At 69.0% G+C, this 23695-nt stretch carries 21 protein-coding genes and 1 pseudogene; 12 read left to right on the top strand and 10 right to left on the bottom strand.

Going from position 1 to position 23695, the window contains the following annotated elements; translation table 11 throughout:
* The first annotated feature begins 47 nt into the window (after positions 1-47).
* Positions 48-1652, top strand: coding sequence for an amidophosphoribosyltransferase (gene purF, locus ACFRAQ_RS30825; RefSeq protein ID WP_379105874.1), 1605 nt, complete (start codon positions 48-50; stop codon positions 1650-1652).
* Between the two features lie 206 nt (positions 1653-1858).
* Positions 1859-2938, top strand: coding sequence for a phosphoribosylformylglycinamidine cyclo-ligase (gene purM, locus ACFRAQ_RS30820; RefSeq protein ID WP_357198442.1), 1080 nt, complete (start codon positions 1859-1861; stop codon positions 2936-2938).
* Positions 2939-3125: 187 nt separating this feature from the next.
* Here the strand turns inward: purM and ACFRAQ_RS30815 are convergent, their stop codons facing one another.
* The 4 genes from ACFRAQ_RS30815 to ACFRAQ_RS30800 all read right to left on the bottom strand — a co-directional run bounded on the left by ACFRAQ_RS30815 (position 3126) and on the right by ACFRAQ_RS30800 (position 6279).
* Positions 3126-3338, bottom strand: coding sequence for a DUF3073 domain-containing protein (locus ACFRAQ_RS30815; protein ID WP_213558229.1), 213 nt, complete (start codon positions 3336-3338; stop codon positions 3126-3128).
* A 187-nt stretch (positions 3339-3525) separates the two neighbouring features.
* Positions 3526-4488 carry an asparaginase gene (locus tag ACFRAQ_RS30810; protein WP_379105872.1) on the bottom strand — a complete coding sequence of 321 codons (963 nt, stop codon included), beginning with the start codon at positions 4486-4488 and terminating at the stop codon, positions 3526-3528.
* Positions 4489-4504: 16 nt separating this feature from the next.
* Entirely contained in the window at positions 4505-5170 is a 666-nt protein-coding gene (locus ACFRAQ_RS30805) for an MOSC domain-containing protein (protein ID WP_379105870.1), read from the bottom strand.
* Positions 5167-6279: a YgfZ/GcvT domain-containing protein gene (locus ACFRAQ_RS30800; protein WP_379105868.1), complete on the bottom strand. Its 1113-nt coding sequence runs from the start codon at positions 6277-6279 to the stop codon at positions 5167-5169. The genes ACFRAQ_RS30805 and ACFRAQ_RS30800 overlap by 4 nt, the downstream gene beginning before the upstream one ends.
* A gap of 210 nt (positions 6280-6489) precedes the next feature.
* Between ACFRAQ_RS30800 and ACFRAQ_RS30795 the strand changes: the two genes are divergently transcribed.
* The 5 genes and pseudogenes from ACFRAQ_RS30795 (at position 6490) to cydC (ending at position 13896) form a co-directional block, all read left to right on the top strand.
* The gene (locus ACFRAQ_RS30795) at positions 6490-7416 is read left to right on the top strand and encodes an aminodeoxychorismate lyase (protein ID WP_379105866.1); all 927 of its coding nucleotides are present in this window, start codon (positions 6490-6492) and stop codon (positions 7414-7416) included.
* 116 nt (positions 7417-7532) lie between these two features.
* Complete coding sequence (locus tag ACFRAQ_RS30790; RefSeq protein ID WP_379105864.1) at positions 7533-9005, top strand: cytochrome ubiquinol oxidase subunit I; 1473 nt, start codon at positions 7533-7535, stop codon at positions 9003-9005.
* 9 nt (positions 9006-9014) lie between these two features.
* Positions 9015-10064: a cytochrome d ubiquinol oxidase subunit II gene (cydB, locus tag ACFRAQ_RS30785; protein ID WP_379105862.1), complete on the top strand. Its 1050-nt coding sequence runs from the start codon at positions 9015-9017 to the stop codon at positions 10062-10064.
* A 65-nt stretch (positions 10065-10129) separates the two neighbouring features.
* A pseudogene (locus tag ACFRAQ_RS30780) lies at positions 10130-11845 on the top strand (ABC transporter ATP-binding protein/permease); the annotation flags it as partial.
* Between the two features lie 341 nt (positions 11846-12186).
* Positions 12187-13896: a thiol reductant ABC exporter subunit CydC gene (gene cydC / locus ACFRAQ_RS30775; RefSeq protein WP_379105860.1), complete on the top strand. Its 1710-nt coding sequence runs from the start codon at positions 12187-12189 to the stop codon at positions 13894-13896.
* Between the two features lie 419 nt (positions 13897-14315).
* On the opposite strand, the gene ACFRAQ_RS30770 is transcribed toward cydC, so the two are convergent.
* The 6 genes from ACFRAQ_RS30770 to ACFRAQ_RS30745 form a co-directional block, all read right to left on the bottom strand.
* Positions 14316-14975: an FABP family protein gene (locus ACFRAQ_RS30770; RefSeq protein WP_379106249.1), complete on the bottom strand. Its 660-nt coding sequence runs from the start codon at positions 14973-14975 to the stop codon at positions 14316-14318.
* A 244-nt stretch (positions 14976-15219) separates the two neighbouring features.
* Positions 15220-15525 carry a DUF1416 domain-containing protein gene (locus tag ACFRAQ_RS30765; protein WP_379105858.1) on the bottom strand — a complete coding sequence of 102 codons (306 nt, stop codon included), beginning with the start codon at positions 15523-15525 and terminating at the stop codon, positions 15220-15222.
* A gap of 5 nt (positions 15526-15530) precedes the next feature.
* On the bottom strand, positions 15531-16364 hold the full coding sequence (locus ACFRAQ_RS30760; RefSeq protein ID WP_379105855.1) for a sulfurtransferase: 834 nt from the start codon (positions 16362-16364) through the stop codon (positions 15531-15533).
* Between the two features lie 65 nt (positions 16365-16429).
* A complete protein-coding gene (locus tag ACFRAQ_RS30755; RefSeq protein ID WP_379105853.1) occupies positions 16430-16888 on the bottom strand; it encodes a DUF4395 domain-containing protein in 459 nt (152 codons plus the stop codon).
* A 262-nt stretch (positions 16889-17150) separates the two neighbouring features.
* Entirely contained in the window at positions 17151-17609 is a 459-nt protein-coding gene (locus ACFRAQ_RS30750) for a thioredoxin family protein (protein WP_379105851.1), read from the bottom strand.
* On the bottom strand, positions 17606-18478 hold the full coding sequence (locus tag ACFRAQ_RS30745) for an LmeA family phospholipid-binding protein (RefSeq protein ID WP_379105849.1): 873 nt from the start codon (positions 18476-18478) through the stop codon (positions 17606-17608). Before ACFRAQ_RS30745 ends, ACFRAQ_RS30750 begins: the two co-directional genes overlap by 4 nt.
* 234 nt (positions 18479-18712) lie before the next feature.
* Here ACFRAQ_RS30745 and ACFRAQ_RS30740 point away from each other — a divergent pair, with 234 nt between their 5' ends.
* The 5 genes from ACFRAQ_RS30740 to pstA all read left to right on the top strand — a co-directional run bounded on the left by ACFRAQ_RS30740 (position 18713) and on the right by pstA (position 23688).
* Complete coding sequence (locus ACFRAQ_RS30740; protein WP_357089585.1) at positions 18713-19468, top strand: response regulator transcription factor; 756 nt, start codon at positions 18713-18715, stop codon at positions 19466-19468.
* Complete coding sequence (mshD, locus tag ACFRAQ_RS30735; protein ID WP_379105846.1) at positions 19468-20367, top strand: mycothiol synthase; 900 nt, start codon at positions 19468-19470, stop codon at positions 20365-20367. The genes ACFRAQ_RS30740 and mshD overlap by 1 nt, the downstream gene beginning before the upstream one ends.
* 229 nt (positions 20368-20596) lie before the next feature.
* Positions 20597-21712, top strand: coding sequence for a phosphate ABC transporter substrate-binding protein PstS (pstS, locus tag ACFRAQ_RS30730; RefSeq protein ID WP_357282826.1), 1116 nt, complete (start codon positions 20597-20599; stop codon positions 21710-21712).
* A 111-nt stretch (positions 21713-21823) separates the two neighbouring features.
* Positions 21824-22792, top strand: coding sequence for a phosphate ABC transporter permease subunit PstC (gene pstC / locus ACFRAQ_RS30725; RefSeq protein ID WP_379105844.1), 969 nt, complete (start codon positions 21824-21826; stop codon positions 22790-22792).
* On the top strand, positions 22789-23688 hold the full coding sequence (gene pstA / locus ACFRAQ_RS30720; protein WP_379105842.1) for a phosphate ABC transporter permease PstA: 900 nt from the start codon (positions 22789-22791) through the stop codon (positions 23686-23688). The genes pstC and pstA overlap by 4 nt, the downstream gene beginning before the upstream one ends.
* The last annotated feature ends 7 nt before the right edge of the window (positions 23689-23695 follow it).

Genomic DNA, 23695 nt, shown 5'->3' with positions numbered 1-23695 from the left:
CCATCTCCGTTATCCCAACGGCGGGTTGCCTTGCGGTTACCCGTAGAATGGCTCTCGCCCCCAGCCCGCCGAACAGGGAGCAAACGGTGAATCTCCCCGCCTCCGCCACGACCGTTGATCAGGACGAGAACGAACCGCGCGAAGAGTGTGGTGTGTTCGGTGTCTGGGCACCGGGCGAAGATGTGGCAAAGCTCACGTATTACGGACTATACGCATTGCAGCACCGCGGACAGGAGGCGGCGGGCATCGCGGTCGCCGACGGCTCGCAGGTGCTGGTCTTCAAGGATCTCGGCCTGGTCAGTCAGGTCTTCGACGAACAAACCCTGGCCGCCATGCCCGGCCACGTGGCCGTCGGCCACTGTCGTTACTCCACAACCGGTTCCACCACCTGGGAGAACGCGCAGCCGATCTTCCGCACCACCGCGGTCGGTACCGGAATCGCTTTGGGTCACAACGGAAACCTGGTCAACACCGCCGAATTGAGCGCCCGCGCACGGGAACTCGGGCTGGTCACCGGCCGCCTGGCGGGCGGCATGGCCGCCACCTCCGACTCCGACGTGATGACCGCGCTGCTCGCGCACGCCGCCGCCGACAAGAGCATCGAGCAGGCCGCCATGGAGCTGCTGCCGACCCTGAAGGGCGCGTTCTGCCTCACCTTCATGGACGAGCACACCCTCTACGCCGCCCGCGACCCGCACGGGGTGCGCCCGCTGTGCCTGGGCCGCCTCGACCGCGGCTGGGTGGTCGCCAGTGAGACCGCCGCCCTCGACATCGTGGGCGCCTCGTTCGTCCGCGAGATCGAGCCGGGCGAACTGCTCGCCATCGACGCCGACGGCGTGCGCTCCCTGCGCTTCGCCAACCCCACCCCCAAGGGCTGCGTCTTCGAATTCGTGTACCTGGCCCGCCCCGACTCCACCATCTCGGGCCGCTCGGTGCACGCCACCCGCGTCGACATCGGCCGCCGCCTCGCCGCCGAACACCCCGTCGAGGCTGACCTGGTCATCCCGGTCCCGGAATCCGGCACCCCCGCCGCCGTCGGCTACGCGCAGGGCTCCGGCGTCCCCTACGGCCAGGGCCTGATGAAGAACGCCTACGTGGGCCGCACCTTCATCCAGCCCAGCCAGACCATCCGCCAGCTCGGAATCCGGTTGAAGCTCAACCCGCTTCGCGAGGTGATCCGCGGCAAGCGGCTCATCGTGGTCGACGACTCCATCGTGCGCGGCAACACCCAGCGGGCGTTGATCCGCATGCTGCGGGAGGCGGGCGCCCTGGAGATCCACGTCCGGATCGCCTCGCCGCCGGTCAAGTGGCCCTGCTTCTACGGCATCGACTTCGCCTCGCGCGCGGAGCTGATCGCCAACGGCGCGGGCCCCGACGGCATCGAGGGCGAGAGCCTCGACGACATGGTGGAGGGCGTGCGCCGCTCCATCGGCGCGGACAGCCTCGGCTACATCTCCCTCGACAGCATGGTCGCCGCCACCGAGCAGCCGCGCTCGCGGCTGTGCTGCGCCTGCTTCGACGGCGACTACCCGATCGCGCTGCCGGTGGAGACCGCCATCGGCAAGAACGTGCTCGAGGGCATGCTGTCCGGCACCACCGAAACCGAGCTGCTGGCCGACAACGCCAACGCCTCGGCGCTGAGTCGCCCCTAGCGCTGAGCGCTGAGTGGCCACCGCGCAAGCGGTCTCGGCGCCCGCTCGCGCAATCGCGAACGGGCGCCGTGGCTTTCCCGTGACAACCCGCCCGCACGCATAACGGGTGGACGGTCGCAACGCCGTGCGCCTCCGGTGCGCAACGGCCCTCCTGCTAGCGTGAGCAGGCATCTATCCGACGATTCGGCTTGGAGCTCTCCCCGACAATGACTGAACAGACCCCCAGTGGTGCCGGTGCCTCGTATGCGGCGGCCGGCGTCGATATCGAAGCCGGTGACCGTGCAGTCGAGCTGTTCGCGCCCCTGGCCAAGAAGGCCTCCCGCCCCGAAGTGCAGGGCGGACTCGGCGGCTTCGCAGGACTGTTCGCACTGAAGGGCGGCTACAAGGAGCCCCTGCTCGCGGCCTCCACCGACGGCGTCGGCACCAAGATCGCGGTCGCGCAGGCGCTCGACAAGCACGACACCATCGGCCTCGACCTGGTCGCCATGGTCGTCGACGACCTGGTGGTCTGCGGCGCCGAACCGCTGTTCCTGCAGGACTACATCGCCGTCGGCAAGGTGGTGCCCGAGCGCGTCGCGCAGATCGTCTCCGGCATCGCCGAGGGCTGCGTCATCGCCGGGTGCGCGCTGCTCGGTGGCGAGACCGCCGAGCACCCCGGCCTGATGGGCGCCGACGACTACGACATCTCCGGCACCGGTGTCGGCGTCGTCGAAGCCGACGCCGTGCTCGGCCCCGACCGCGTCCGCCCCGGCGACGTGGTGATCGGCATGGGCGCCTCCGGCCTGCACTCCAACGGCTACTCGCTGGCCCGCAAGGTGCTGCTCGACATCGACCGCATGTCCCTCACCGGGCACGTCGAGGAATTCGGCCGCACCCTCGGCGAGGAGCTGCTCGAGCCGACCAAGATCTACGCCAAGGACTGCCTGGCCCTGATCGCCGAGACCGACGTGCGCACCTTCTGCCACGTGACGGGCGGCGGCCTGGCCCAGAACCTGGCCCGCGTGCTCCCCGCCGGACTCGTCGCCGAGCTCGACCGCGGCACCTGGAACCCGGCCCCCGTCTTCAAGATGATCGCCCAGCGTGGCCGCGTCGAGCGCCTGGAGATGGAGAAGACCTTCAACATGGGCGTCGGCATGGTCGCCGTCGTCGCGCCCGAGGACGCCGACCGCGCGCTGGCCGTCCTCACCGCCCGCCACATCGACTGCTGGACCCTCGGCACGGTGAAGAAGGCCAAGGACGCCGACGCCGCCCGCGTCGCGCTGGTGGGCGACCACCCGCGCTTCTAGCAGACAGAGAACGGCCCCGGCGCTCGCGAGAGTGCCGGGGCCGTTTGTCTTTTCGCCGGTAGGAAGGGGGACCGGCAGTAGTTGTTCGCCGCGGATGCTCAGCGAATGGCCCTGACCTCGGGGCATTTCGACGTGCTAAAGGGGAAGGCCATAGTGGGCCTCCCCCTTACACGGCGAAAATCCGAGGTCAGCGACGCCAGTCGTCGTAGTCGTCTTCGTCCCAGCCCGCACGCGAGTCCTTCGCGTCGTGCTCGTCGGAAAGCACAGCACCACTCAGCTGCGTGTCGGAGGGACTCCCCGACAGTTCGCGCTGAAGGCTCGTGAAGTCGGTCGACGGTGAGCTGTACTTGAGCTCACGTGCAACCTTGGTCTGCTTTGCCTTAGCCCGGCCACGGCCCATGGCTGACCCCCTCGCGTCACTGCGGGGCGGCCTGGGGTGGGTTTGGCGGCCCCGTTCGAATTAATACTCTTCCTGACGAACACTTTAGCGTGTGTCAGGCGGTCGCGCTTCCAGGAGTGGGGGATAAACGTCCCGGGGCCGGGACCGGCGACGACCGGGCGATCCTGAAAACCCTGCGGACCGGCGACTACAGGACGCCGGGAATCGCTCGAATGATGCCGACGCGAGCTCCGCCGCCCAGCACCGCGGGCGTTGCCAGCTCAGCGTGCGCATCGGTCCACTCGACCCCCATACGCTGGAGAATGGCCAGCGTCAGCGGAAGCCGCGCGCGATCAGCGCCGTCATCGATCTTGTACGCGAAGGCCGAACCGTCCGGCAGCGCACCCGCGTGCACCCCGTCCGCGCCGATCTTGCACACCAGTCCCGGCGTCGCGGACATAACGCGGAAATCGGGGCCGTCCGTGCCGGAAATCACTCGCGGATGGGCCCGGATCGCGTCCGCGACGCGGCGTTCCGGCGCACCCTCGGGCGCGGTGGCGAAACCCGCGTAGGCGCGGGCCAGATTCACCAGCGACACCGGCACGATGGGCAGGCCGCACCCGTCGATGCCGAGATCGGTCTCCGGCTCACCGGTCACCTCGGCCACGGTGTCCAGCACCGCCTGCTGCAACGGGTGCCCGACCTCGAGATAGCCGCGGGTCGGCCAATCGTTGATCACGCAGGTGGCGAGCATGGCGGCGTGTTTGCCGGAGCAGTTCATGAAGATCCGTCGAGCCGCCTTGTCACGGTCGGCGCCGGCCAGCACCCGGGCCCGGGCCTGTTCCTCGAACGGCAGATCCGGCGGGCACTCCAGGTCGTCCTCGGTGAAACCGAATCGGTCCAGCAACCGCTGCACCAGCTCCACGTGATCGGGCTCGCCGAAATGCGAGGCGGTGGCGATGGCTAGCTCGGCGTCGTCCACCGGTTCGAAACCGTTGCGCAGCAGGGTGAGCGCCTGCAGCGGCTTGTTGGTGGAGCGCGGGAAGATCGGGCCGTGCACCGCACCCACCTCGACCAGCGGCTCACCGTCGGGGCGCAGCACCACCGCGGAACCGCGGTGCACGCACTCGCGGAAACCGGACCGCACCACCTCGACCAGATCGACGCTCATCGGTGCCCCTTCGCTGTCATCGGGCCGCCGCGGCGTGGCGGCGGCGGTGACGGTCGATCTGCATGCGGACATCGTCGGAGAGGGTGGGCTCGGCGGATTCCAGCAATTCCAGGCGCGCGGGGTCCGCGCCGGCGAACAGATCGCGGACCGTGACGCCGTGCTCGGGGACGTGCACCACCCGCACCTCGTCGCCCGCGCCGATCCCGCCCTCGGTCAGAACCCGCAGGTAGGCGCCCGTATTCGCCTGTGCCGTAAAGCGTTTCACCCACTGCGGTTCACCGGTGCGCCACTGGAAGGTGGCGCACGGGACCCGCGGGGCGGACACCTCGAGCAGGGTGCCGCCGATGGTCCAGCGCTCACCGATCACGGCGTCACTGACGGGGAGCCCGGTGATGCGCAGGTTCTCGCCGAACCAGCCCGCCGCGAGTTCGCGGCCCAGTTCGGCGGACCAGCGCTGCGCGTCCTCCTCGGCGTAGGCGTAGACGGCCTGGTGGGCGCCGCCGTGATGCTTGGTGTCGCACACGTGGTCGCCGTCCAGGCCGAGGGCCCGGACCGGAACCCGGTGCGGCACCGGACGTTTGTCGATGGCGGTGCGGCCCACCTTCGAGGACTTGGCGGGCACCTCGAGGTCGGCGTGCACGACGCAGACGGCCAGCACCCGGCCGACGGGGGTGGCGGTCATCGGCCGCGCAGCTTCTCGACGGCGAGCCGCCCGGCCTGCGGTTCGTCGTGCGTGGGTACCGAATCCGCGTCGATGGCCGCCGCGCACGGGCCGGCCACCAGTTCGGTATCGACCGGGATGGTGCGTTTGATCAGGGCCAGCGCGATCGGGCCGAGTTCGTAGTGGTCGATCACCGTGCCGAGGGTGCCGACCGCGCGGCCGCCCGCCGTCACCGGATCACCGGGCGCCGGACGGGAATCCGCCGAGCCGTCCAGGTGCAGCAGCACCAGGTGCCGGGGCGGCTTGCCGAGATTGTGCACCCGCGCGACCGTCTCCTGACCGCGGTAGCAGCCCTTGTTCAGGTGCACGGCGCCGTGTTCGGCGGGGCCGCCGATCCAGTTGACCTCGTGCGGGATGGTGCGGTCGTCGGTGTCCAGGCCCAGGCGGGGGCGCAGGGCGGCCACCCGCAGCGCCTCGAACGCCCACAGGCCCGCGGCCGCCGCGCCCGCGTCGCGCAGCGTGGTCCACCAGGCAGCGAGCTGATCGCGGGGGACCAGCAGGTCGAAGGAGTCGGCGGTGGGCCAGGGCATGCGGCGCAGGAAGCCGCCGCCGGGCAGCGGGACCGCGCGGTAGGTGTCGGGCAGGGCGGGCACGCCCAGGGCGGCGACGAGGTCGGCCGCGGCCGGGCCCAGCAGGCTCAGGACCGCGTGGTCATTGGCGTCGACGGGCTTGGCGTCGGCCCAGAACACCATCTTCTGCAGGAAGCTCAGCAGTTCGGGTCCGCGCGCGCCCTCGGTGTCGATCCACACCGTGCCGTCGAGTTCGGTGAGCACGAAGTGGTTCAGCACGCGGCCGTTGAGATCGAGGTCCAGGTTCTCCGCGGACTCCCCGTCACCGAGATCGGCGACGGCCTGGCTGGAGATGGTGTGCAGCCAGCTCAGTCGTTCCTTGCCGGTGATCGCGAGCACGAACCGGTGGGAGCGATCCACCACCGCGACCCGCTCCGCCGCCGCGCGCTGCTCACCGAAGGGATCGCCGTAATGCCACGCGACCGCGGCATCCGGTGACTCCGGCAGCCCCGCGACAGCCCCTGGAACCTGCAAGATCGGACTGGCAACCGAGGAGGACACGACTCCACCCTAGCGGCTCGCGGCGACAGGCCTCGAGCGCACGGCTCGGGAGCCGGACCCGGACCGATGTCGTCCCCGGGACGCGCCGGTGGCGCATGTGGGCAGGTTTGAAACGCGGGCCCTGCTTCCAGCAGGTCGTGGCAGGTGGCTTGACGGGCCGGGTGGCACGGTATGGCACCCAGGACCCGTCGACTCCCCTAGGCTCATCGCATGGTGGAACGGGTTCTGGTGACACTCGACGGCGCGATCCGGGATCCGGACGCGCCGTTGTTGTATGCGGACGATATCGGTGCCTTGCGGGGCGACGGCGTCTTCGAGACGGTGCTGGTGCGCGACGGCGTTCCGTGCGCGCTGGAAATGCACCTGGCGCGGCTACGGCGCTCGGCGGAGGCGCTGGATCTCCCCGCGCCGGACCTCGAGGCGTGGCGGTTCGCGGTCGAACTGGCCGCCGAGCAATGGGGCAAGGACCGCGAGGGCACCCTGCGGATGGTCCTGACCCGCGGACGTGACAGTGATCACGGCGGAGCGGGCGAACGTCTGGCGAACAAGACGGGGGATCTGGCCGGAGCCGAACCCGCCACCACCGGTTACGTTTTCGTGGTCGGAGTTCCCGGGCGGGTGGAAAAGGCGCGCGCCGAAGGCGTTTCGGTGATCACCCTCTCCAAGGGCATCTCCGTCGACCTGGCCCAGAACGCGCCGTGGCTGCTGATGGGCGCGAAAACCCTGTCGTACGCGACCAATATGTCCGCGCTGCGGTTCGCTCAGCGGATGGGCGCCGACGACGTCATCTTCACCAGCACCGAGCACCGCGTCCTCGAGGGTCCGCGCTCGACCGTGGTCGTGCAGCGCGACAACCAGCTCATCACCCCGCCCGCCCGCAACGGCGTCCTGCCCGGCACCACACAGCGGGCGTTGTTCGCGCAAGCGGAGAAGGCGGGTTGGGAGTGCCGCTACGAGCCGCTGTTCACGGCCGATCTGATCACCGCGGACGCCGTGTGGATGCTGTCCTCGATCACCCTGGCCGCGCGGGTCAATTCGCTGGACGGCCTGCGCATGTCGCCTCCGGACAATGCGGCCGAGATCGTGGAGATGGTGAACCGCGGCATCGCGCTCCCCGGGAGCCTCGCCGACTGGTAGTCCCGATCACGTTCGAGCAAATATCGGGCGTGCTGTGGCGAGGCATACGTTGATCCGCGCCTCCCGACGCGTAGTCTTTGTTACTACGTCATGTCGTAGATCGGCAGGGAGGTCGGATGAGCGTCGTAGATCTGGCGCGCTGGCAGTTCGGAATTACCACCGTCTATCACTTCATCCTGGTGCCACTCACCATCGGCCTCGCACCGCTCGTCGCGGGCATGCAGACCGCGTGGGTGATCACCGGTAAGGAGCACTGGCTCAGGCTCACAAAGTTTTTCGGCAAGCTGTTCCTGATCAACTTCGCCCTCGGCGTCGCCACCGGCATCGTGCAGGAATTCCAGTTCGGCATGGGCTGGAGCGAATACTCCCGCTTCGTCGGCGACGTGTTCGGCGCCCCGCTGGCCATGGAGGCGCTGGTCGCCTTCTTCATGGAATCGACCTTCCTGGGCCTGTGGATCTTCGGCTGGACCCGGCTGCCGAAAAAGCTGCACCTGGCGTGCATCTGGCTCGTCGCCATCGGCACCAACGCCTCCGCCTACTTCATCATCGCCGCCAACTCGTTCATGCAGCACCCGGTCGGCGCGGAGTACAACCCGGAGACCGGTCGCGCCGAACTGCACAGCATCGGGGCGGTGCTCACCAACAACACCACCCTCGCCGCCTTCCCGCACGTGATCGCCGGAGCCTTCCTCACCGCGGGCACCTTCGTGGCCGGCATCGCCGGCTGGTGGATGGTGCGAAATGCCCGCAAGGCCAAGGCGGAAGGTAACGAGGCACTCCTCGAGGACGCCCGCACCATGTGGCGGCCGAGCGCGCGCATGGGCCTGTACGTCGTCCTCATCGCCGCGGTGGCGCTGATCTTCACCGGTGACATCCAGGGCAAGCTGATGTTCAAGCAGCAGCCCATGAAGATGGCGTCGGCCGAATCGCTCTGCCACACCGAGACCGATCCGGACTTCTCCGTGCTGACCGTCGGCACCCACAACAACTGCGACAGCGTGGACCACCTCATCGAGGTGCCCTACGTGCTGCCGTGGCTGGCCACCGGCGAATTCACCGGCGTCACCCTGCAGGGCGTCAAGGACCTCCAGGTCGAGTACAACCAGAAGTACGGCGTCGGCGACTACCGGCCCAACCTGTTCGTCACCTACTGGTCCTTCCGCGCCATGATCACCTGGATGGCCGGCTCGATCCTGTTGGCGCTGGCCGGATTCTGGGTCACCCGCCGCGGCCGGGTCCCGGACCAGACCTGGTTCAGCTGGCTGTCGCTGATCGCGATCGCCACCCCGTTCCTGGGCAATATCTCCGGCTGGATCTTCACCGAGATGGGCCGCCAGCCCTGGGTCGTCGCACCCAATCCGACCGGCGACCAGCACATCCGGATGACCGTGCAGCAGGGCGTCTCCGGGGTCTCGGCGGGCACGATCCTCACCTCGCTGATCGTGTTCACCGCGCTCTACGGGCTGCTGGCCATCGGGTGGTTCTATCTGATGCGCCGCTACGTGATCGCCGGGCCCGAGCAGGCATCCACCCCGGACACCCCGAAGATGACCGGGGAGCCCGTCGAGAAGCTTTCCTTCGCGTACTAGGAGCCGAGGATGAGTCTCCCTGAATTCTGGTTTCTGCTGATCGCGGTCCTGTTCACCGGCTACTTCGTGCTGGAGGGCTTCGACTTCGGCGTCGGCATGCTGATGCCGATCATCGGGCGCGGTGACGAGAAGAAGAAGCGCACCGTGCTCAACACCATCGGACCGGTGTGGGACGGCAACGAGGTGTGGCTGCTCACCGGCGGCGGCGCCATGTTCGCCGCCTTCCCGGAGTGGTACGCCAGCCTGTTCTCCGGGTTCTACCTGGCGCTGCTGCTCATCCTGGTCGGGCTGATCGCGCGGGCCTGCGCCATCGAATGGCGCGGCAAGATCAACGACCCGCGCTGGCGCACCTGGTGCGACATCGGCATCGGCCTGGGCTCCTGGATCCCCGCCCTGGCCTGGGGCCTGGCCTTCGCCAATATCGTGCACGGCGTGAAGCTCAACGAGCGCAAGCAGATCGAGGGCAACTTCTTCGACCTGCTCACCCCGTACGCGCTGCTCGGCGGGCTCACCACGCTGCTGCTGTTCCTGCTGCACGGCGCGATGTTCATCGCCCTCAAGACCGGCAACGAGGTCCGCGACGACGCGCAACGCATCATCCGCGTGCTGTTCGTGCCCACCGCCGTCGTGGTGGCCGCCTTCGGTATCTGGACCCAGCTCGCCCACGGGCACGGCTGGACCTGGATTCCGCTGGCGCTGGCCGTGATCGGACTACTGGTCGCGGGCTTCGCCGCGAGCCAGGGCCGCGACGGCTGGGCGTTCACCGGCACCGCGATCACCATCGCGGCCGCCACCGTGCTGCTGTTCGGGTCGTTGTTCCCGAATGTGCTGCCGTCCACCATCAACGACGCGTTCAGCCTCACCGTCGACGGCCGCGACGGCACCGTCGCCGCCTCCTCCACCCACTACACGCTGGTGGTGATGAGCTGGGTCGCGGTGGCGCTGGTCCCGGTCGTGCTGGTCTACCAGGCCTGGACGTACTGGGTGTTCCGCAAGCGGCTCACCATGGAACAGATCCCGGCGCCGATCGGGCTGCCCATGGAATCCGCGACGAGCTGAACCCGGGGCGCGCCGCCCCGCCGGAAGGCCCAGGGCGGCGCGCCTTTTCGCAGAGGAGATCGACCATGGCACGACCGGTGGACCCGCGGCTGTGGCGGCACGCCCGCTCCGCGCGCCGGTATCTCGGACTCAGCGTGGGACTCTCGCTGGTCACCACCGGATGCATCGTGATCGGGGCGCTCGCCCTGGCCCGGATGCTCGCCGGGGTGATCACCGAACCGGACCAGCGCCGGATCGGCTCCTGGACGGTCGAATTGGCGGTATTCGCGGTCGCCGTGCTGTGCCGGGTGGCGGCCACCTGGTGGCAGTCCCGGCTCGCGCACCGAGCCGGGGCGCAGGTCGTGGCCGAACTCGAGACCGCCGCGCTGGAAGCCGGGGCCCAGCTCCCGCCGCGTGCATTGGAGAGCCGCCGTGCCGAACTCGCGGTCGTCGTCGGCTCCGGGCTCAGCGGGCTGCGCGCCTACCTCGCGGGGTATCTGCCGGCCCTGATCCTGGCCGCTCTCGTGCCCCCGGTGGTGCTGGCCGTCATCGCCGTCCACGACTGGGTGTCCGGCGCGATCATCGCCGTCACATTGCCACTGATCCCGATCTTCATGATCCTCATCGGGCTGCTCACCCAGGGGAAGTCCGCGGACACGCTGGCCGCCACCACCCGGCTCTCGGACCAGCTCCTGGACTTGTTCGCGGGCATGCCGACGCTGCGCGCGCTGGGCCGCGAGACCGGCCGTTCCGCCGGGAACGACCGAGCGCGCCCGGCTGCCCCGGATCCCACTGCGGCAAACGATGATCCGCCGCGCAGCATGGCGGGCCGGGTCCGCGAGCTCGGCGACGCCCTGCACCACCGCACCATGGCGGCGCTGCGCCTGGCCTTCCTGTCCTCGATGGTCCTGGAGATGCTCGCCACCCTGTGCGTGGCCCTGGTCGCCGTCTCCATCGGCATGCGCCTGGTCTTCGGCCACATGGGGCTGTACGCGGGCCTGCTCGCCCTGATCCTCGCTCCCGAGGTCTACCTCCCGCTGCGCGCCGTCGGCGAACGCTTCCACGCCGCCCAGGACGGAATAGCCGCCGCCGAACGGGCCTTCGCGATTCTCGAACCGGGTCCGGGGACCACGCCCGCCGTTCCCGCCGGAACACCGCATCGGAACCTGCTCGGCCACATCGACATCCGCGATCTGAGCGTCGCCGCCCGCGACGGCAACGCGCCCGAAGGGCTGTCCGCCACCGTCCGCCCCGGCGAGGTCACCGTCCTCACCGGCCCCAACGGCTGCGGCAAATCGACCGCCCTGCAAGCCGTTCTGGGCCTCATCACCCTGGACGCCGGAACAGTCACCATCGACGGCACCCCGGTCCCCGACCTGGACCCCGACGAGTTCTGGTCCCACGTGGCCTGGCTCCCGCAGCGCCCGGTCCTGATCCCCGGCACCCTCCGCGCCAACCTCGAACTGCTGGGACCGCCCTCGGGCGACGACCAGATCGAAGCCGCCTGCGCCGCCACCGGTTTCGACGCCGTCCTCGACACCCTCCCCGCCCGGTGGGACACCGTGGTCGGTTCGGGCGGCATCGGATTGTCCCTGGGCCAGCGCCAGCGCCTGGCCCTCACGCGCACCCTCGCGGCCCCCCGCTCGATCCTGCTGCTCGACGAGCCCACCGCCCACCTCGACGACGACTCCGAGGCGACGGTGCTCGCGGCCCTGGTGGACCGCGCCCGCGCCGGCGCCACCGTCGTCGTGGTGGCCCACCGCCCCTCGGTGCTGGCGATCGCCGATCGTGTCGTCGAGGTTCACGGGGGTTCCGCACCGGCCCAGCCCGCACCCGCCGTTGCCGGTGACTCCGGAGGCGGTAACGCCCGACTCGACGAATCCACCCGCGCCCCAGACCGTCGTTCCGGGCCGGGATCCGCGCCCCAGGATTCGAGCCGCGCCCCCGAGGCGAGTGCGCGGCCCATCACGGATGCCGCGTCGAATTCGGCCGGTGCTGTGCGGGACTTCGCGCCGCCCGGACAGGAAGCGGCTGTCGGTGGGCTGTCGCCGAGTGCCGGTCCTGATGTTCGGGGCCTACGCGGCGAGACCGGTCGGACCGATCTGGCTGCCGGTACGGCCGCCTCGGCGGAGGTGTCGGCGCGATGAGGGCGGTGCTGGTCGATTTCCGGCGGATTCGGGAACTGCTGGAGTTGTCGCGGGCGCGGATGGCGCTCTCGATCGGGTGGGGTGTGCTCGCGCTCGGGAGCGGGCTCGGACTGGCGGCGTTGGCGGCGTGGCTGATCGCCCGGGCGTGGCAGATGCCGCCGGTCCTGGATTTGAGTCTGGCGGTGGTGACCGTTCGGGCGCTGGGTATCTCACGGGGGCTGTGCCGGTATCTGGAGCGGCTGGCGACGCACGATGTGGCGTTGCGGGCGATGAGTACGGCACGGACCACGACGTATCTGACGTTGGCGGGTGCGGACATCTGGCGACCGCGGCGAACCGGCGGCTCGGCACGGACACGGCTGGGGACGGATGTGGATGAGCGGGAGGGTGATCCGACCGCACTGCGGCGGGGAGAGCTGCTCGGGCGGGTGATGGGCGATATCGACGATCTCGGGGCCGTGGTGGTGCGGGCGTTCGTGCCGATCGCGGTGGCGCTGATCCTCTCGCTGCTGGCGGTCGGGCTGCTGGCGAGCATCTCGGTGCTCGCGGCGGTGATTCTGGCCGTGGCGCTGGGGGTTTCGGGGATCGTCGCGCCGTGGCTGTCGGCGCGGGCGGCCCGGGAGGCGGAACTGGCGGTGCGGGCGGATCGGACCGAATTCACGGCCGAGGCGCTCACCGTGCTGGATCACGCGCCCGAATTGCGGGTGGCGGGACGGCTTTCGGAGGCGGTCGGGGCGGCCACGGCGGCCGGCCGGCGGGCCGTGGCCGCCGAGGATCGGGCGGCGTCGCGGAGCGCGTGGGCGGCGGCGGTGCTGCCGCTGTCCATCGGGGCGAGTGTGCTGGGGGCGCTGCTCATCGGGATCGTGCTGTACGGCAGCGGCACTCCGATGCCGACCGCGGGGTTCCAGACTGTCGCGCCCGGCGGCATCACACCGATGGCGTTCACCGTGCTGGTGCTGGTGCCCCTGTCCGCGTTCGAGGCGGTCGCGGTGCTGCCCGCCGCAGCGCAGGCACTGACCACCGGCCGCGCCGCACTGCATCGGCTGGACCGGCTCGAATCCGGTCGGATCGGGGGCGGCGAGCCCGGGGACGAGCGGACGCCGCTCGAATCGCCCGCCACCGCACCGGCTTTCCCGGACCTGCCTGCGGGCAGGCGGATCGCGGTGGTCGGGCCCAGCGGTGCGGGGAAGACGACAGTGCTCATGGCCTGGGCGGGGTTGTTCGACACACCCCGGCCCGGCGTCACCTTCTTCGCCGAGGACGCGCATCTGTTCGGGACGACCGTGCTGGAGAATCTGCGCGTCGCTCGCGGCGACATCACCGTGGCCGAGGCCGAATCCGCGTTGCGGGCGGTCGGGGCGGGGGAGTGGCTGGACTCGCTCCCGGACGGCGTGGAGACGGATCTGGTCGGCGGCGCCGCCGCGGTCTCGGGCGGTCAGCGCCGAAGGATCCTGCTGGCCCGCGCCCTGCTGTCGCCCGCTCGGGTGCTGCTGCTCGACGAACCCACCGAACACCTGGAGGCGGACGCCGGGGCCGGACTGCTGCGCCGCCTGCTGGACGAGTCGAGCGGCCTGGTGGATCGCGACCGCACGGTCGTGGTGGTCACCCACCAGCTGCCCCCGGACGCCAAGGCCGACACCATCGTTCGCGTCGATCCCGGAGGCGCGATCGACATCGGACCCCGTATTCCCGAAACCACCGTCTGACCTGCCTTTTCGCGGTCCGCGAAAATACGTTGCCGCTTCTGCCGGATCCGACTAATTTCGTCGGTACACAGGAAGGAGGTGGTTCGAGAATGATTTCTAGGACGCGTGAGGTGGCTGCCAGCTAGGCGCTACCGCTGCAATCGGATTCCGATCGCGCGAGCCCTCGCGAATCCACGGCAGTCACCCGGCCCCCGAGTTACGGTCCGTCCGACCGGACTTGCGTGAAGAACGTTGCATCCTTCCGCAGGTAACACTCGGGGGCCGTACTGTGCCGCCTCCCCGGGACTTCAGCGGGCCGCTGAGAGCCGTATGAGTTGGCATTCCGTGCCTGCGTCGGGTGCCCAAACAATTTTGGGGGTACCCCACGAGGTACCCCCATCGCAGCGAAATCAGTTGCCGCGTGCCGTATCGGCAGTCTCTCAGCCGATGTACCGCTTCAAGCGGGCCGAGAGCCGCGGCTCCAGCGCGCCGTCGGCCGCGATGCGCTCCTCGACGTAGCCCAGGTCGCCGCCCTCGACGATGCCGTAGAGCCGCTTCGCGCCGCCCACCACGATGCCGGACTGGCTGCGGATCACCACGTCGGTGGCCAGCTCCCAGGACGACTGGGTCAGGGCCTGGCCGTAGAACAGTTCGACAATGCCGGTCGAGTGCGTGAGCAGCAGCTCCAGCACCTCGTCGTCGCCGTCGATGCCGACCCGCCAGAAGCCGCTCTCGCGCAGGTCGGGGCCGTCGTACTCGCCCTCGGCGGTCAGCTTCCAGGACCGCGCTTCCCAGGTCAGGTAGTCGCCGCCGTCGTGGGCCACGATGATCTGCTGACCGAAGCGGTAGTCGCCCGTCTCGGGGTCGTTGCCCTCGCCCTCACCGCGCCACACGCCGATCAGCGGCAGCAGCGCGAGCATGGACGAGCTCAGATCGGGGCCCAGCCGCAGATTCGCGGTGTCCACGGGCAGCGGCAGATCGGGGAGCGCCGGAACGTTCAGCCCCCCGGTCGACTTGGCCCGCTCGACCGCCTCCGCGACCGCCTGGTCGCCGCTGCGGCGCGAACCGGCGGCGTCATCGGACGCCGAGCCGTTGGCCACTCCGTTTTCGGTGTTCTCGTGGGCCGGATCTGTCACGACTCGGTGAACAGCCGGTAGAGGACGTACAGACCGAACCAGGCGATCAGCACGGACACGAGTACCAGCAGAATTTCGAAGGTAAGCACCACGTCTCGGAGTCTAATCGCACCGCCGGGATCCGGTGAAAACGACCCCGGGAAAAACGCGCCGACCGACGAGAACGGCCCCGGGATCATGAATCCCGGGGCCGTTCTTGATGTTTCGCTTACTTGGCGACGGTGACGTCCACGTTGTGGATGCCGTTGCCCTCCGGCGACACCTCGGCGGTGCCGTTGCCGGACGCCGACAGCGCGCGCAGGGTCCACGAGCCCGGCGCGGCGAAGAAGCGGAAGTCGCCGGTGCCCGAGGCCACGACCTCGGCGGTGAAGTCGCCGTTGCCGTCCAGCAGGCGGACGAACGCGCCACCGACGGTCTGGCCGTCAGCGGTCAGGACGCGGCCGGTGATGACCGTCTCCTTCTCGACATCGACGCCGGCCGGGATGGCCTGTCCCTGGGTAGGTGCTGCACACATATTGATTACGCTCCCAACTCGATCGGTACACCGACGAGGGAACCGTATTCGGTCCAGGACCCGTCGTAGTTCTTGACGTTCTGGTGGCCCAGCAGCTCCTGCAGCACGAACCAGGTGTGCGAGGAACGCTCACCGATGCGGCAGTAGGCGATGGTCAGCTTGTCGCCGTCCAGCCCGGCCTCCTTGTAGATCTCCGCCAGCTCGGCGTCGCTCTTGAAGGTGCCGTCCTCGTTCGCGGCCTTCGACCACGGCACGTTGATGGCGGTCGGGATGTGGCCCGGACGCTGCGACTGCTCCTGCGGCAGGTGCGCCGGAGCCAGGATCTTGCCCGAGAACTCGTCGGGCGAGCGCACGTCGACCAGGTTCTTGGCGCCGATGGCGTCGACGACCTCGTCACGGAAGGCGCGGATGGACAGGTCCTGCGCGGCGGCCTTGTAGTCGGCGGCCGGGCGCACCTTGACATCCTTGACCAGCGGGCGGCCGTCCAGCTCCCACTTCTTGCGGCCACCGTCGAGCAGCTTCACGTCCTGGTGGCCGTACAGCTTGAAGTACCAGTAGGCGTAGGCGGCGAACCAGTTGTTGTTGCCGCCGTACAGCACCACGGTGTCGTCGTTGGAGATACCGCGCTCGGACAGCAGCGCGGAGAACTGCTCCTGGTTCACGAAGTCGCGGCGGACCTGGTCCTGCAGGTCCTTCTTCCAGTCGAGACGCACGGCGCCCTCGATGTGCCCCAGGTCGTAGGCCGAGGTGTCCTCGTCCACCTCGACCAGGACGACGCCCGGGGTGTTCAGGTTCTCTTCGACCCAGTCTGCGGAGACCAGGACATCGGAGCGAGCCATGTTGTTCCTTTCGGTGCGGTGCCGTGTTCAGGCGTTGCGTTCGTGTGGCTGAGTGATAGGGATGGTCAGGGGCGGAGTCGGGCGACCAGCGGATAGATCTGGCAACCCAGGCAGATGCCGAACGCCGCGTTCAGGAAGGCCGCGAACAGCGCGAATCCGGCGAAGATCGAGCCCGCCACCGTGCTGCCGGCCGCGAAGCCGATCACGCCCAGCACCGCGAAGACCAGACCCACCAGCTGCGCGAACCGCAGTGGGGCAACGGGTTCCAGCTCGGTCGGCGCGCCGTTGCGCGGCGCGACCAGGGCGGCGTAGATCCGGCCGTACGGACTGCGCTTGGGGCCGTTGGCCGCGCCCAGGCCGAAGACCACGGCCTGCACGGCCAGCAGCACGGCGGCCGCGGGGGCCGAGACGGAAGCGAGAATCAGGACCAGGGTGAGCACCGCGGTGGTGATCCAGGCCGCGAACCGGGGACCCCGGACATCGACCTGCTCCACGGGCGGTGCGCTCGTAGTGGTGTTCGACATGGAAGGAAGGACTCCTGCGCTCGAGGATGTATTGGCCAGATCGCCGGAGGATCGACATGATCTCTCAACAGCGGGGGGATACAACCGGTCGGCGACAGAGTGATAGAAAGGCCGACCGGCTAGCGGCACAGGCAGCAACAACCACCGAGCCGGCACAGGTCTACCGTGCGGCGTCGGGTGAGCATCAGCTCGCGGTTGGATTGCACGAGAGGGAGTTTACCCAATTTTCGGGGGAAATTGGACCCGGGGTTCGTAATGCTGGTCACTCATCGGTCGCGGCGACCGTCAAAGAGGCCATTGACGTGCGCAGATCCGCGGCCTTCGGAACGCCGGCGATCCGGAAGCGTTCCAATCCTCGAGAATCCAATCCGAAAGTGGTCGGCAGCGAGAGCACGTTCAGCTCCCGGGCGAGCTCCGCGAACTCGTCGATGTCGACCTCCAGATCCAGCGGCGGCAGCTCGGCGTCGGCCAGTTCGGCCACCACGCCGGCGACCACGCGCCGCACGGCAGCGCACGGGCCGCACCAGTCCGCGGAGAAGTGCAGGACGGTCGGCCGGCCCGGGACGACTCCGGCCGCGGCCAGCAGGGTGGCCCGGGTGGATTCCGGTTCGTGCCGCGGCGCGGCGGCGCGCTCGCGCACCCGGCCCTCGTTGCGGCGCAGCAGCAGGCCCACGGCGACCGCCGCGACCAGCATGACCGTCAGGATTCCGAGGGCGATCATTTCTGTAGCCGATCCAGGTCGACGGTCACGTCGCGACCGGTGCCCTCCACCACGATCTGCCCGGCATTGGCCTCCACCGAGGTCGGGGCGATGCCGAACGGCATATTGCGGGTGTCGATGGTGTGGGTGAAGCGGGCGAGGATGGCGGGCTTGTCCTGTTCGGAGATCACGGTCCGATCCTGTTCGGGGAGTACCGAATCGGAGTCGGCCTGCAGATCGCGCCCGGCGATCGATATCGCGGTGATGCGTACCTCGGCGCCCTCGAGGCGCAGTTCGGCCAGCACGTGGACCTTCTTCTTGGTGACCTTCTGCGCGGTGTCGGTGCGCGAATCGGCGACCGCGACGGTGTCGGCGTTCGGGCCGATCGGCACGGTGCCTTCCAGGATGATGATGCCCGTGGTGCTGGGCCCGGTGCCGGCGGCGCTGCCGGAGCCGTCGGACTTGTCGGTGGGCGGGCCGAAGACCTGGAGGTCCGGAATCTTGAACAGCCGTCCGAGCTCATTGGGTTCGATGCGCATGCGGGCCTGCACCTCGTCGACCGGGACCTGCGCCACCTCGCCGTCGACCAGTTGACGCATGGGCAGGCGGACGCCCTTCAGATTGGCCTCGACCATGATCTTGCCCGGAATGTCGGGGCGCATGGCGCGGGCGCGGATGTCCATATTGATGTACTCACCGCCCAGCGCCTGGGCCACGAACGGGTGGCGAGGCGACTCGTGGAAGGTGATCTCCGGATCGGCGCTCAGATCCGAACCGGTCCGCAGCAGCCGCGAGACGCGGTACTCGGAGTAGGCCGCGACCCCGAAATCGAGCAGCACGACCAGCCCTGCCAGGCAGAGCAATCCGATGAGCAGCCTCCGGAAACGCATAGCTGCACACTAATAGGGGGCCGTCGCCGATCCGCTTCGGATCCACCTACGGGAGTCCGTCGGCAAGGGGCGGACGCTGGTGATTCGCGCCGTCAACCCGCCCGTGGCGGCAGCGGAGGGCAAATACGAGACACCACAGGCTAATGTAGGCAGCGATTACCTGTGATGACCTGCATGGGGTAGTGGCCGACAGCGCGGTAGCCACACACATGCCAGATGGGATGGAGGGCCCCCATGGAGCTGCTCCTGCTGACCTCCGACCCCAACCCCGAGGCGGTGCTGCCGTCGCTGGCGTTGCTGCCGCATCACGTGCGGCCCGCTCCGACGGAGGTGGCGTCCCTGCTCGAGGCGGGATCCGCCGACGTGGCGCTGGTGGACGCGCGTACCGATCTGGCCGCCGCGCGCGGCCTGTGTCGGTTGCTGGGGAGCACCGGCTCGTCGGTGCCGGTGGTGGCCGTGCTGACCGAGGGCGGTCTGGTCGCGGTGAACGCCGACTGGGGGCTGGACGACATCCTGCTACCCGGTACCGGGCCCGCCGAACTGGACGCCCGGCTGCGACTCTTGGTAGCGCGCAACGGCGGCGTGGCCAGCCCGGAGAACACCGGCAAGATCACCCTCGGCGAGCTGGTCATCGACGAGGGCACCTACACCGCGCGACTGCGCGGCCGCCCGCTGGACCTGACCTACAAGGAGTTCGAGCTCCTCAAGTACCTGGCGCAGCACGCCGGCCGGGTGTTCACCCGCGCCCAGTTGCTCCAGGAGGTCTGGGGCTACGACTTCTTCGGCGGCACCCGCACCGTGGACGTGCACGTGCGACGACTGCGCGCCAAGCTCGGCAGCGAGTACGAGTCGCTGATCGGCACCGTACGCAATGTCGGATACAAGGCGGTGCGCCCGGCGCGTACCCCGGGCAAGGGCGACGCGGTCACCTTCCCCGACTCCGACGGCACCGACGACTCCGAACTGACCTCGGCGAACGGCGCGATCTGATGACCTCCTGGATCGACCGGCCCGATTCCGAGACGGCCGGGCAGGTGCGGGCGCTGCTGGAGCGGGCCACCGCGGCCGACGGCGTGGCCCCGGTGTCGGAGCAGGCGGTGCTCTCGCTGGCCGGAACTGATTCGCCCGCAAGACATCTGGTGGACATCCGGGACGGCGTGGTCGTGGGGTACGCGAACCTCGTGCCCGCGCACGACGAGCACCCGGCGATGGCGGAGGTGGCGGTCGATCCGGCGGCCCGCGGCCGGGGTATCGGCGCAGGTCTGGTGGCTGCCGCGCTCGAGGTAGGGGGTCCGGGCGCGCGCGTGTGGGCGCACGGTGACCTGCCGCCCGCGCGGGCGGTGGCGGCCCGACTGGGCCTGTCCGTTTCGCGTGAATTGTGGCAAATGCGAAGAGAACTGGCTAACTCGGAGCTACCTGAGCTGACGGTGCCCGCCGAACTCGAACTCCGCACCTACGCCGGGCCTTCCGACGACGCCGAACTCCTCCGCGTGAACGCCTCGGCCTTCTCCTGGCATCCCGAACAGGGCGGCTGGACCCAACGCGATATCGACGCCCGGCGCGCCGAATCCTGGTTCGACCCGAAGGGTCTGTTCATCGCCGTGGATTCGGCCCAGCCGGACCGCATCCTCGGATTCCACTGGACCAAGGTGCATTCCGATGAGACGCCGCCGATCGGCGAGGTCTATGTGGTCGGCATCGACCCCGACGCGCAGGGGCGCGGCCTCGGCCGCCTGCTCACCCTGGCGGGTCTGCACTACCTGAAGGACCGCGGCCTGGACGCCGTCCTGCTCTACACCGAAGGTGACAACACCGCGGCCGTGCACACCTACACCCGGCTCGGATTCACTCGATTCCACATCGACGTCGCCTACTCCAGCGTGTCCTGAATTACGCTCGGCAACGGTGCGGCTAATGTCACACGCCGTGTGCCGCAATCAGGGTGGGTTGTTCATCTCCCGTTCACCTGCCCTGGTCTAACTGTCAACCAGCCGCCCTTACGTTGCAAGTGGGCCGCAGACCGCTGCCCGGTGCGCTAGTTCGCAGCGAACAGCCGCCAAACGCGCCCGTCCGACCGTTGAGGGGTTGGACGTGCAAGTGATTCCCCCGGAGGAATTGGTGAATCTCAAGCGCAGCAGCGCCCTGCTCGGTGTGTTGGCCGCGGCCGGCGCCCTGACCCTGTCGGCCTGTGGCAGCGACAACAACGCCACCGGCGGCGGCGCCAAGATCGATGTCGCCTGCGGCGGCAAGACCTCGCTGAAGGCCAGTGGCTCCACCGCGCAGAAGAACGCGATGGACCGCTTCGTCGCCGCGTACCAGACCAACTGCTCGGGCGCGAAGCTCGACTACACCGGTTCGGGCTCGGGCGCCGGCGTCAACGAGTTCATCGGCAACCAGACCGATTTCGCGGGCTCCGACTCGCCGCTGAACGCCGAGAAGGGCGAGACCGACAAGGCCGCCGCTCGTTGCGCCAGCCCCGCCTGGAACCTGCCGGCCGTCTTCGGCCCGATCTCCGTGGCCTACAACCTGCCCGGCATCGAGGACCTGGTCCTGGACCCGCCGACCATCGCCAAGATCTTCTCCGGTGACATCACCGCGTGGAACGACCAGGCGATCCGGGCCCTGAACACCAACAAGGCCGACAAGCTGCCGTCGGACAAGATCGGCGTGATCTTCCGCTCCGACGAGTCGGGCACCACCGACAACTTCCAGAAGTACCTGACCACCGCCGGTGGCTACACCAAGGGCGCCGGCAAGGCGTTCAACGGTGGCGTCGGCGAGGGCGCCAAGGGCTCGGACGGCACCTCGGCCGCGGTCGCGAACACCAAGTTCACCATCACCTACACCGAGTGGTCCTTCGCCAAGGCGCAGAAGCTGTCCTCGGTGCGCGTGCTGACCACCGCCACCTCCAACGACCCGAAGCCGGTCGAGCTGACCGCCGAGTCCGCGGGCAAGGCCGTCGACGCCGCCAAGATCAAGGGCGAGGGCAACGACCTGGTGCTGGACAACAGCTCGATCTACAAGCCCACCGCCGCGGGCGCGTACCCGATCATGCTGGCCACCTACGAGATCGTCTGCTCGAAGTACAGCGACGCCGACACCGCCAAGGCCGTCAAGGCGTTCCTGACCTCCGCGGTCGGCAACGGCCAGACCGGTCTCGCCGAGGCCGGCTACGTGCCGCTGCCGGACGCGTTCAAGACCAAGCTCACCACCGCGATCAACGCCATCTCCTGATCGCCTGATCGAAACACGATGACCGTGCACGACGACATTGCATCCGCGGGTCTGTCCGTTTCGACCGACCCGCGGGAAGACCGTGCCCAACTGCCGGGGGATACTGCGCTCATGCCGACCGAACCCAGCACCACCCCGGCCGCGGGGCGCGCACCCAAGAAGTTCGGCGCGGAGTTCGCGTTCCGCTCGGCGGCCACGGCCGCCGGCGGGATCATCGTCGCCGCCATCGCCCTGATCGCCCTGTTCCTGCTGATCCGGGCGTGGCCCTCGATCATGGCGAACAAGGCGAACTTCTTCACCACCACCGAGTTCAACGTCAAGGACGAGAACAACCTGCGGTTCGGCATCAAGGACCTGTTCATGGTCACGGTGCTGAGTTCGCTGTTCGCCCTTGCCATCGCGGTGCCGATCGGGGTGGGGATCGCGCTGTTCCTGACGCAGTACTCGCCGAAGGCGCTGGCGCGTCCGTTCTCGGTCATCGTGGATCTGCTGGCCGCGGTGCCGTCGATCGTGTTCGGTCTCTGGGGATTCCTGGTCGTGGCCCCCAAACTGGGGCCCTTCCAGGACTTCCTGAACAAGCACCTGAGCTGGCTGTTCCTCTTCTCCGACGGCAATGTCAGCATTGCCGGCGGCGGCACCATCTTCACCGCGGGCGTGGTGCTCGCGGTGATGATCCTGCCGATCATCACCTCGGTCTCCCGTGAGGTGTTCGGCCTGACCCCGCGCTCGCACATCGAGGCGGCGCAGGCGCTGGGCGCCACCAAGTGGGAGGTCGTGCGCATCACCGTGCTGCCCTTCGGCCGCTCCGGCGTGATCGCCGGTTCCATGCTGGGCCTGGGCCGCGCGCTCGGTGAGACCATCGCGGTCCTCATCGTGCTGCGCACCTCGACCAAGGCGGGCAGCTGGTCGCTGTTCGACGGCGGCTACACCTTCGCCTCGAAGATCGCCTCCGCGGCTTCGGAATTCAGCTCGAAGCTGCCGACCGGTGCCTACATCGCCGCCGGTTTCGTGTTGTTCGCACTGACGTTCGTCGTCAACGCACTGGCTCGGCTCGCCGCCGGCGGGAAGGTCAACGGATGACCACCACACTCGACAAGCCGATCAAGGCGCCGACCTTCCGGCACGTCAGCCCCGCTCGCCGGATCAAGAACAACCTCGCCACCGGCCTGGTCTGGTTGTGCTTCGGCCTCGCGCTGGTGCCGCTGCTGTGGGTGCTGTTCGTGGTGCTGCAGAAGGGCGGGGCCATCGTGGCCTCGGCCGGCTGGTGGACCAAGTCGCAGAACGGCGTGCTGCCGGATCAGCGCACCGGCGGTGTCTATCACGCCATCTACGGCACCATCGTGCAGTCCGGCATCGCCGCGGTGATCGCGGTGCCGCTGGGCATCATGGCCGCGGTCTACCTGGTCGAGTACGGCCGGGGCTGGCTGGCCAAGACCACCACCTTCATGGTCGACATCCTCGCGGGTGTGCCCTCGATCGTGGCCGCGCTCTTCATCTTCGCGCTGTGGATCGCCACCTTCGGCAACCCGCAGAGCGCCTTCGCGGTGTCGCTGGCCCTGGTGCTGCTGATGCTGCCGGTGGTGGTGCGCAGCACCGAGGAAATGCTCAAGCTGGTTCCGGACGAACTGCGTGAGGCGTCCTACGCGCTCGGTATCCCGAAGTGGAAAACCATTGTGCGGATCGTCATTCCGACCGCCGCGCCCGGCATGATCTCCGGCATGCTGCTGGCCGTCGCCCGTGTCATGGGTGAGACCGCGCCGGTGCTGGTGCTGGTGGGTTACTCGAAGGCGATCAACTTCGATGTCTTCAACGGCAATATGGCCTCGCTTCCGCTGCTGATGTACCAGGAGCTGTCGAACCCCGAGCCCGCCGGCCGCGAGCGCATCTGGGGTGCCGCGCTGACCCTGATCCTGATCATCGCGCTGCTGTACCTCGCCGCCGCGGCGGTCAACAAGCTGCTCACGCGGAACCGATAGAAGGAAA

Origin of the sequence: Nocardia sp. NPDC056611, from assembly GCF_042792755.1 — a bacterium.
Taxonomy (GTDB): Bacteria; Actinomycetota; Actinomycetes; order Mycobacteriales; family Mycobacteriaceae; genus Nocardia.
This window is presented reverse-complemented; position numbering and strand designations above follow the sequence as displayed.

Coding starts and splice junctions, on each gene's coding strand:
- mshD (WP_379105846.1), top strand. CDS start 19,468: ATGACCTCCTGGATCGACCGGCCCGATTCCGAGACGGCCGGGCAGGTG.
- purM (WP_357198442.1), top strand. CDS start 1,859: ATGACTGAACAGACCCCCAGTGGTGCCGGTGCCTCGTATGCGGCGGCC.
- ACFRAQ_RS30790 (WP_379105864.1), top strand. CDS start 7,533: ATGAGCGTCGTAGATCTGGCGCGCTGGCAGTTCGGAATTACCACCGTC.
- ACFRAQ_RS30760 (WP_379105855.1), bottom strand. CDS start 16,364: ATGGCTCGCTCCGATGTCCTGGTCTCCGCAGACTGGGTCGAAGAGAAC.
- cydC (WP_379105860.1), top strand. CDS start 12,187: ATGAGGGCGGTGCTGGTCGATTTCCGGCGGATTCGGGAACTGCTGGAG.
- ACFRAQ_RS30815 (WP_213558229.1), bottom strand. CDS start 3,338: ATGGGCCGTGGCCGGGCTAAGGCAAAGCAGACCAAGGTTGCACGTGAG.
- ACFRAQ_RS30740 (WP_357089585.1), top strand. CDS start 18,713: ATGGAGCTGCTCCTGCTGACCTCCGACCCCAACCCCGAGGCGGTGCTG.
- purF (WP_379105874.1), top strand. CDS start 48: ATGGCTCTCGCCCCCAGCCCGCCGAACAGGGAGCAAACGGTGAATCTC.
- ACFRAQ_RS30795 (WP_379105866.1), top strand. CDS start 6,490: ATGGTGGAACGGGTTCTGGTGACACTCGACGGCGCGATCCGGGATCCG.
- cydB (WP_379105862.1), top strand. CDS start 9,015: ATGAGTCTCCCTGAATTCTGGTTTCTGCTGATCGCGGTCCTGTTCACC.
- pstA (WP_379105842.1), top strand. CDS start 22,789: ATGACCACCACACTCGACAAGCCGATCAAGGCGCCGACCTTCCGGCAC.
- ACFRAQ_RS30750 (WP_379105851.1), bottom strand. CDS start 17,609: ATGATCGCCCTCGGAATCCTGACGGTCATGCTGGTCGCGGCGGTCGCC.
- ACFRAQ_RS30810 (WP_379105872.1), bottom strand. CDS start 4,488: ATGAGCGTCGATCTGGTCGAGGTGGTGCGGTCCGGTTTCCGCGAGTGC.
- ACFRAQ_RS30805 (WP_379105870.1), bottom strand. CDS start 5,170: ATGACCGCCACCCCCGTCGGCCGGGTGCTGGCCGTCTGCGTCGTGCAC.
- ACFRAQ_RS30755 (WP_379105853.1), bottom strand. CDS start 16,888: ATGTCGAACACCACTACGAGCGCACCGCCCGTGGAGCAGGTCGATGTC.
- ACFRAQ_RS30765 (WP_379105858.1), bottom strand. CDS start 15,525: ATGTGTGCAGCACCTACCCAGGGACAGGCCATCCCGGCCGGCGTCGAT.
- pstC (WP_379105844.1), top strand. CDS start 21,824: ATGCCGACCGAACCCAGCACCACCCCGGCCGCGGGGCGCGCACCCAAG.
- ACFRAQ_RS30745 (WP_379105849.1), bottom strand. CDS start 18,478: ATGCGTTTCCGGAGGCTGCTCATCGGATTGCTCTGCCTGGCAGGGCTG.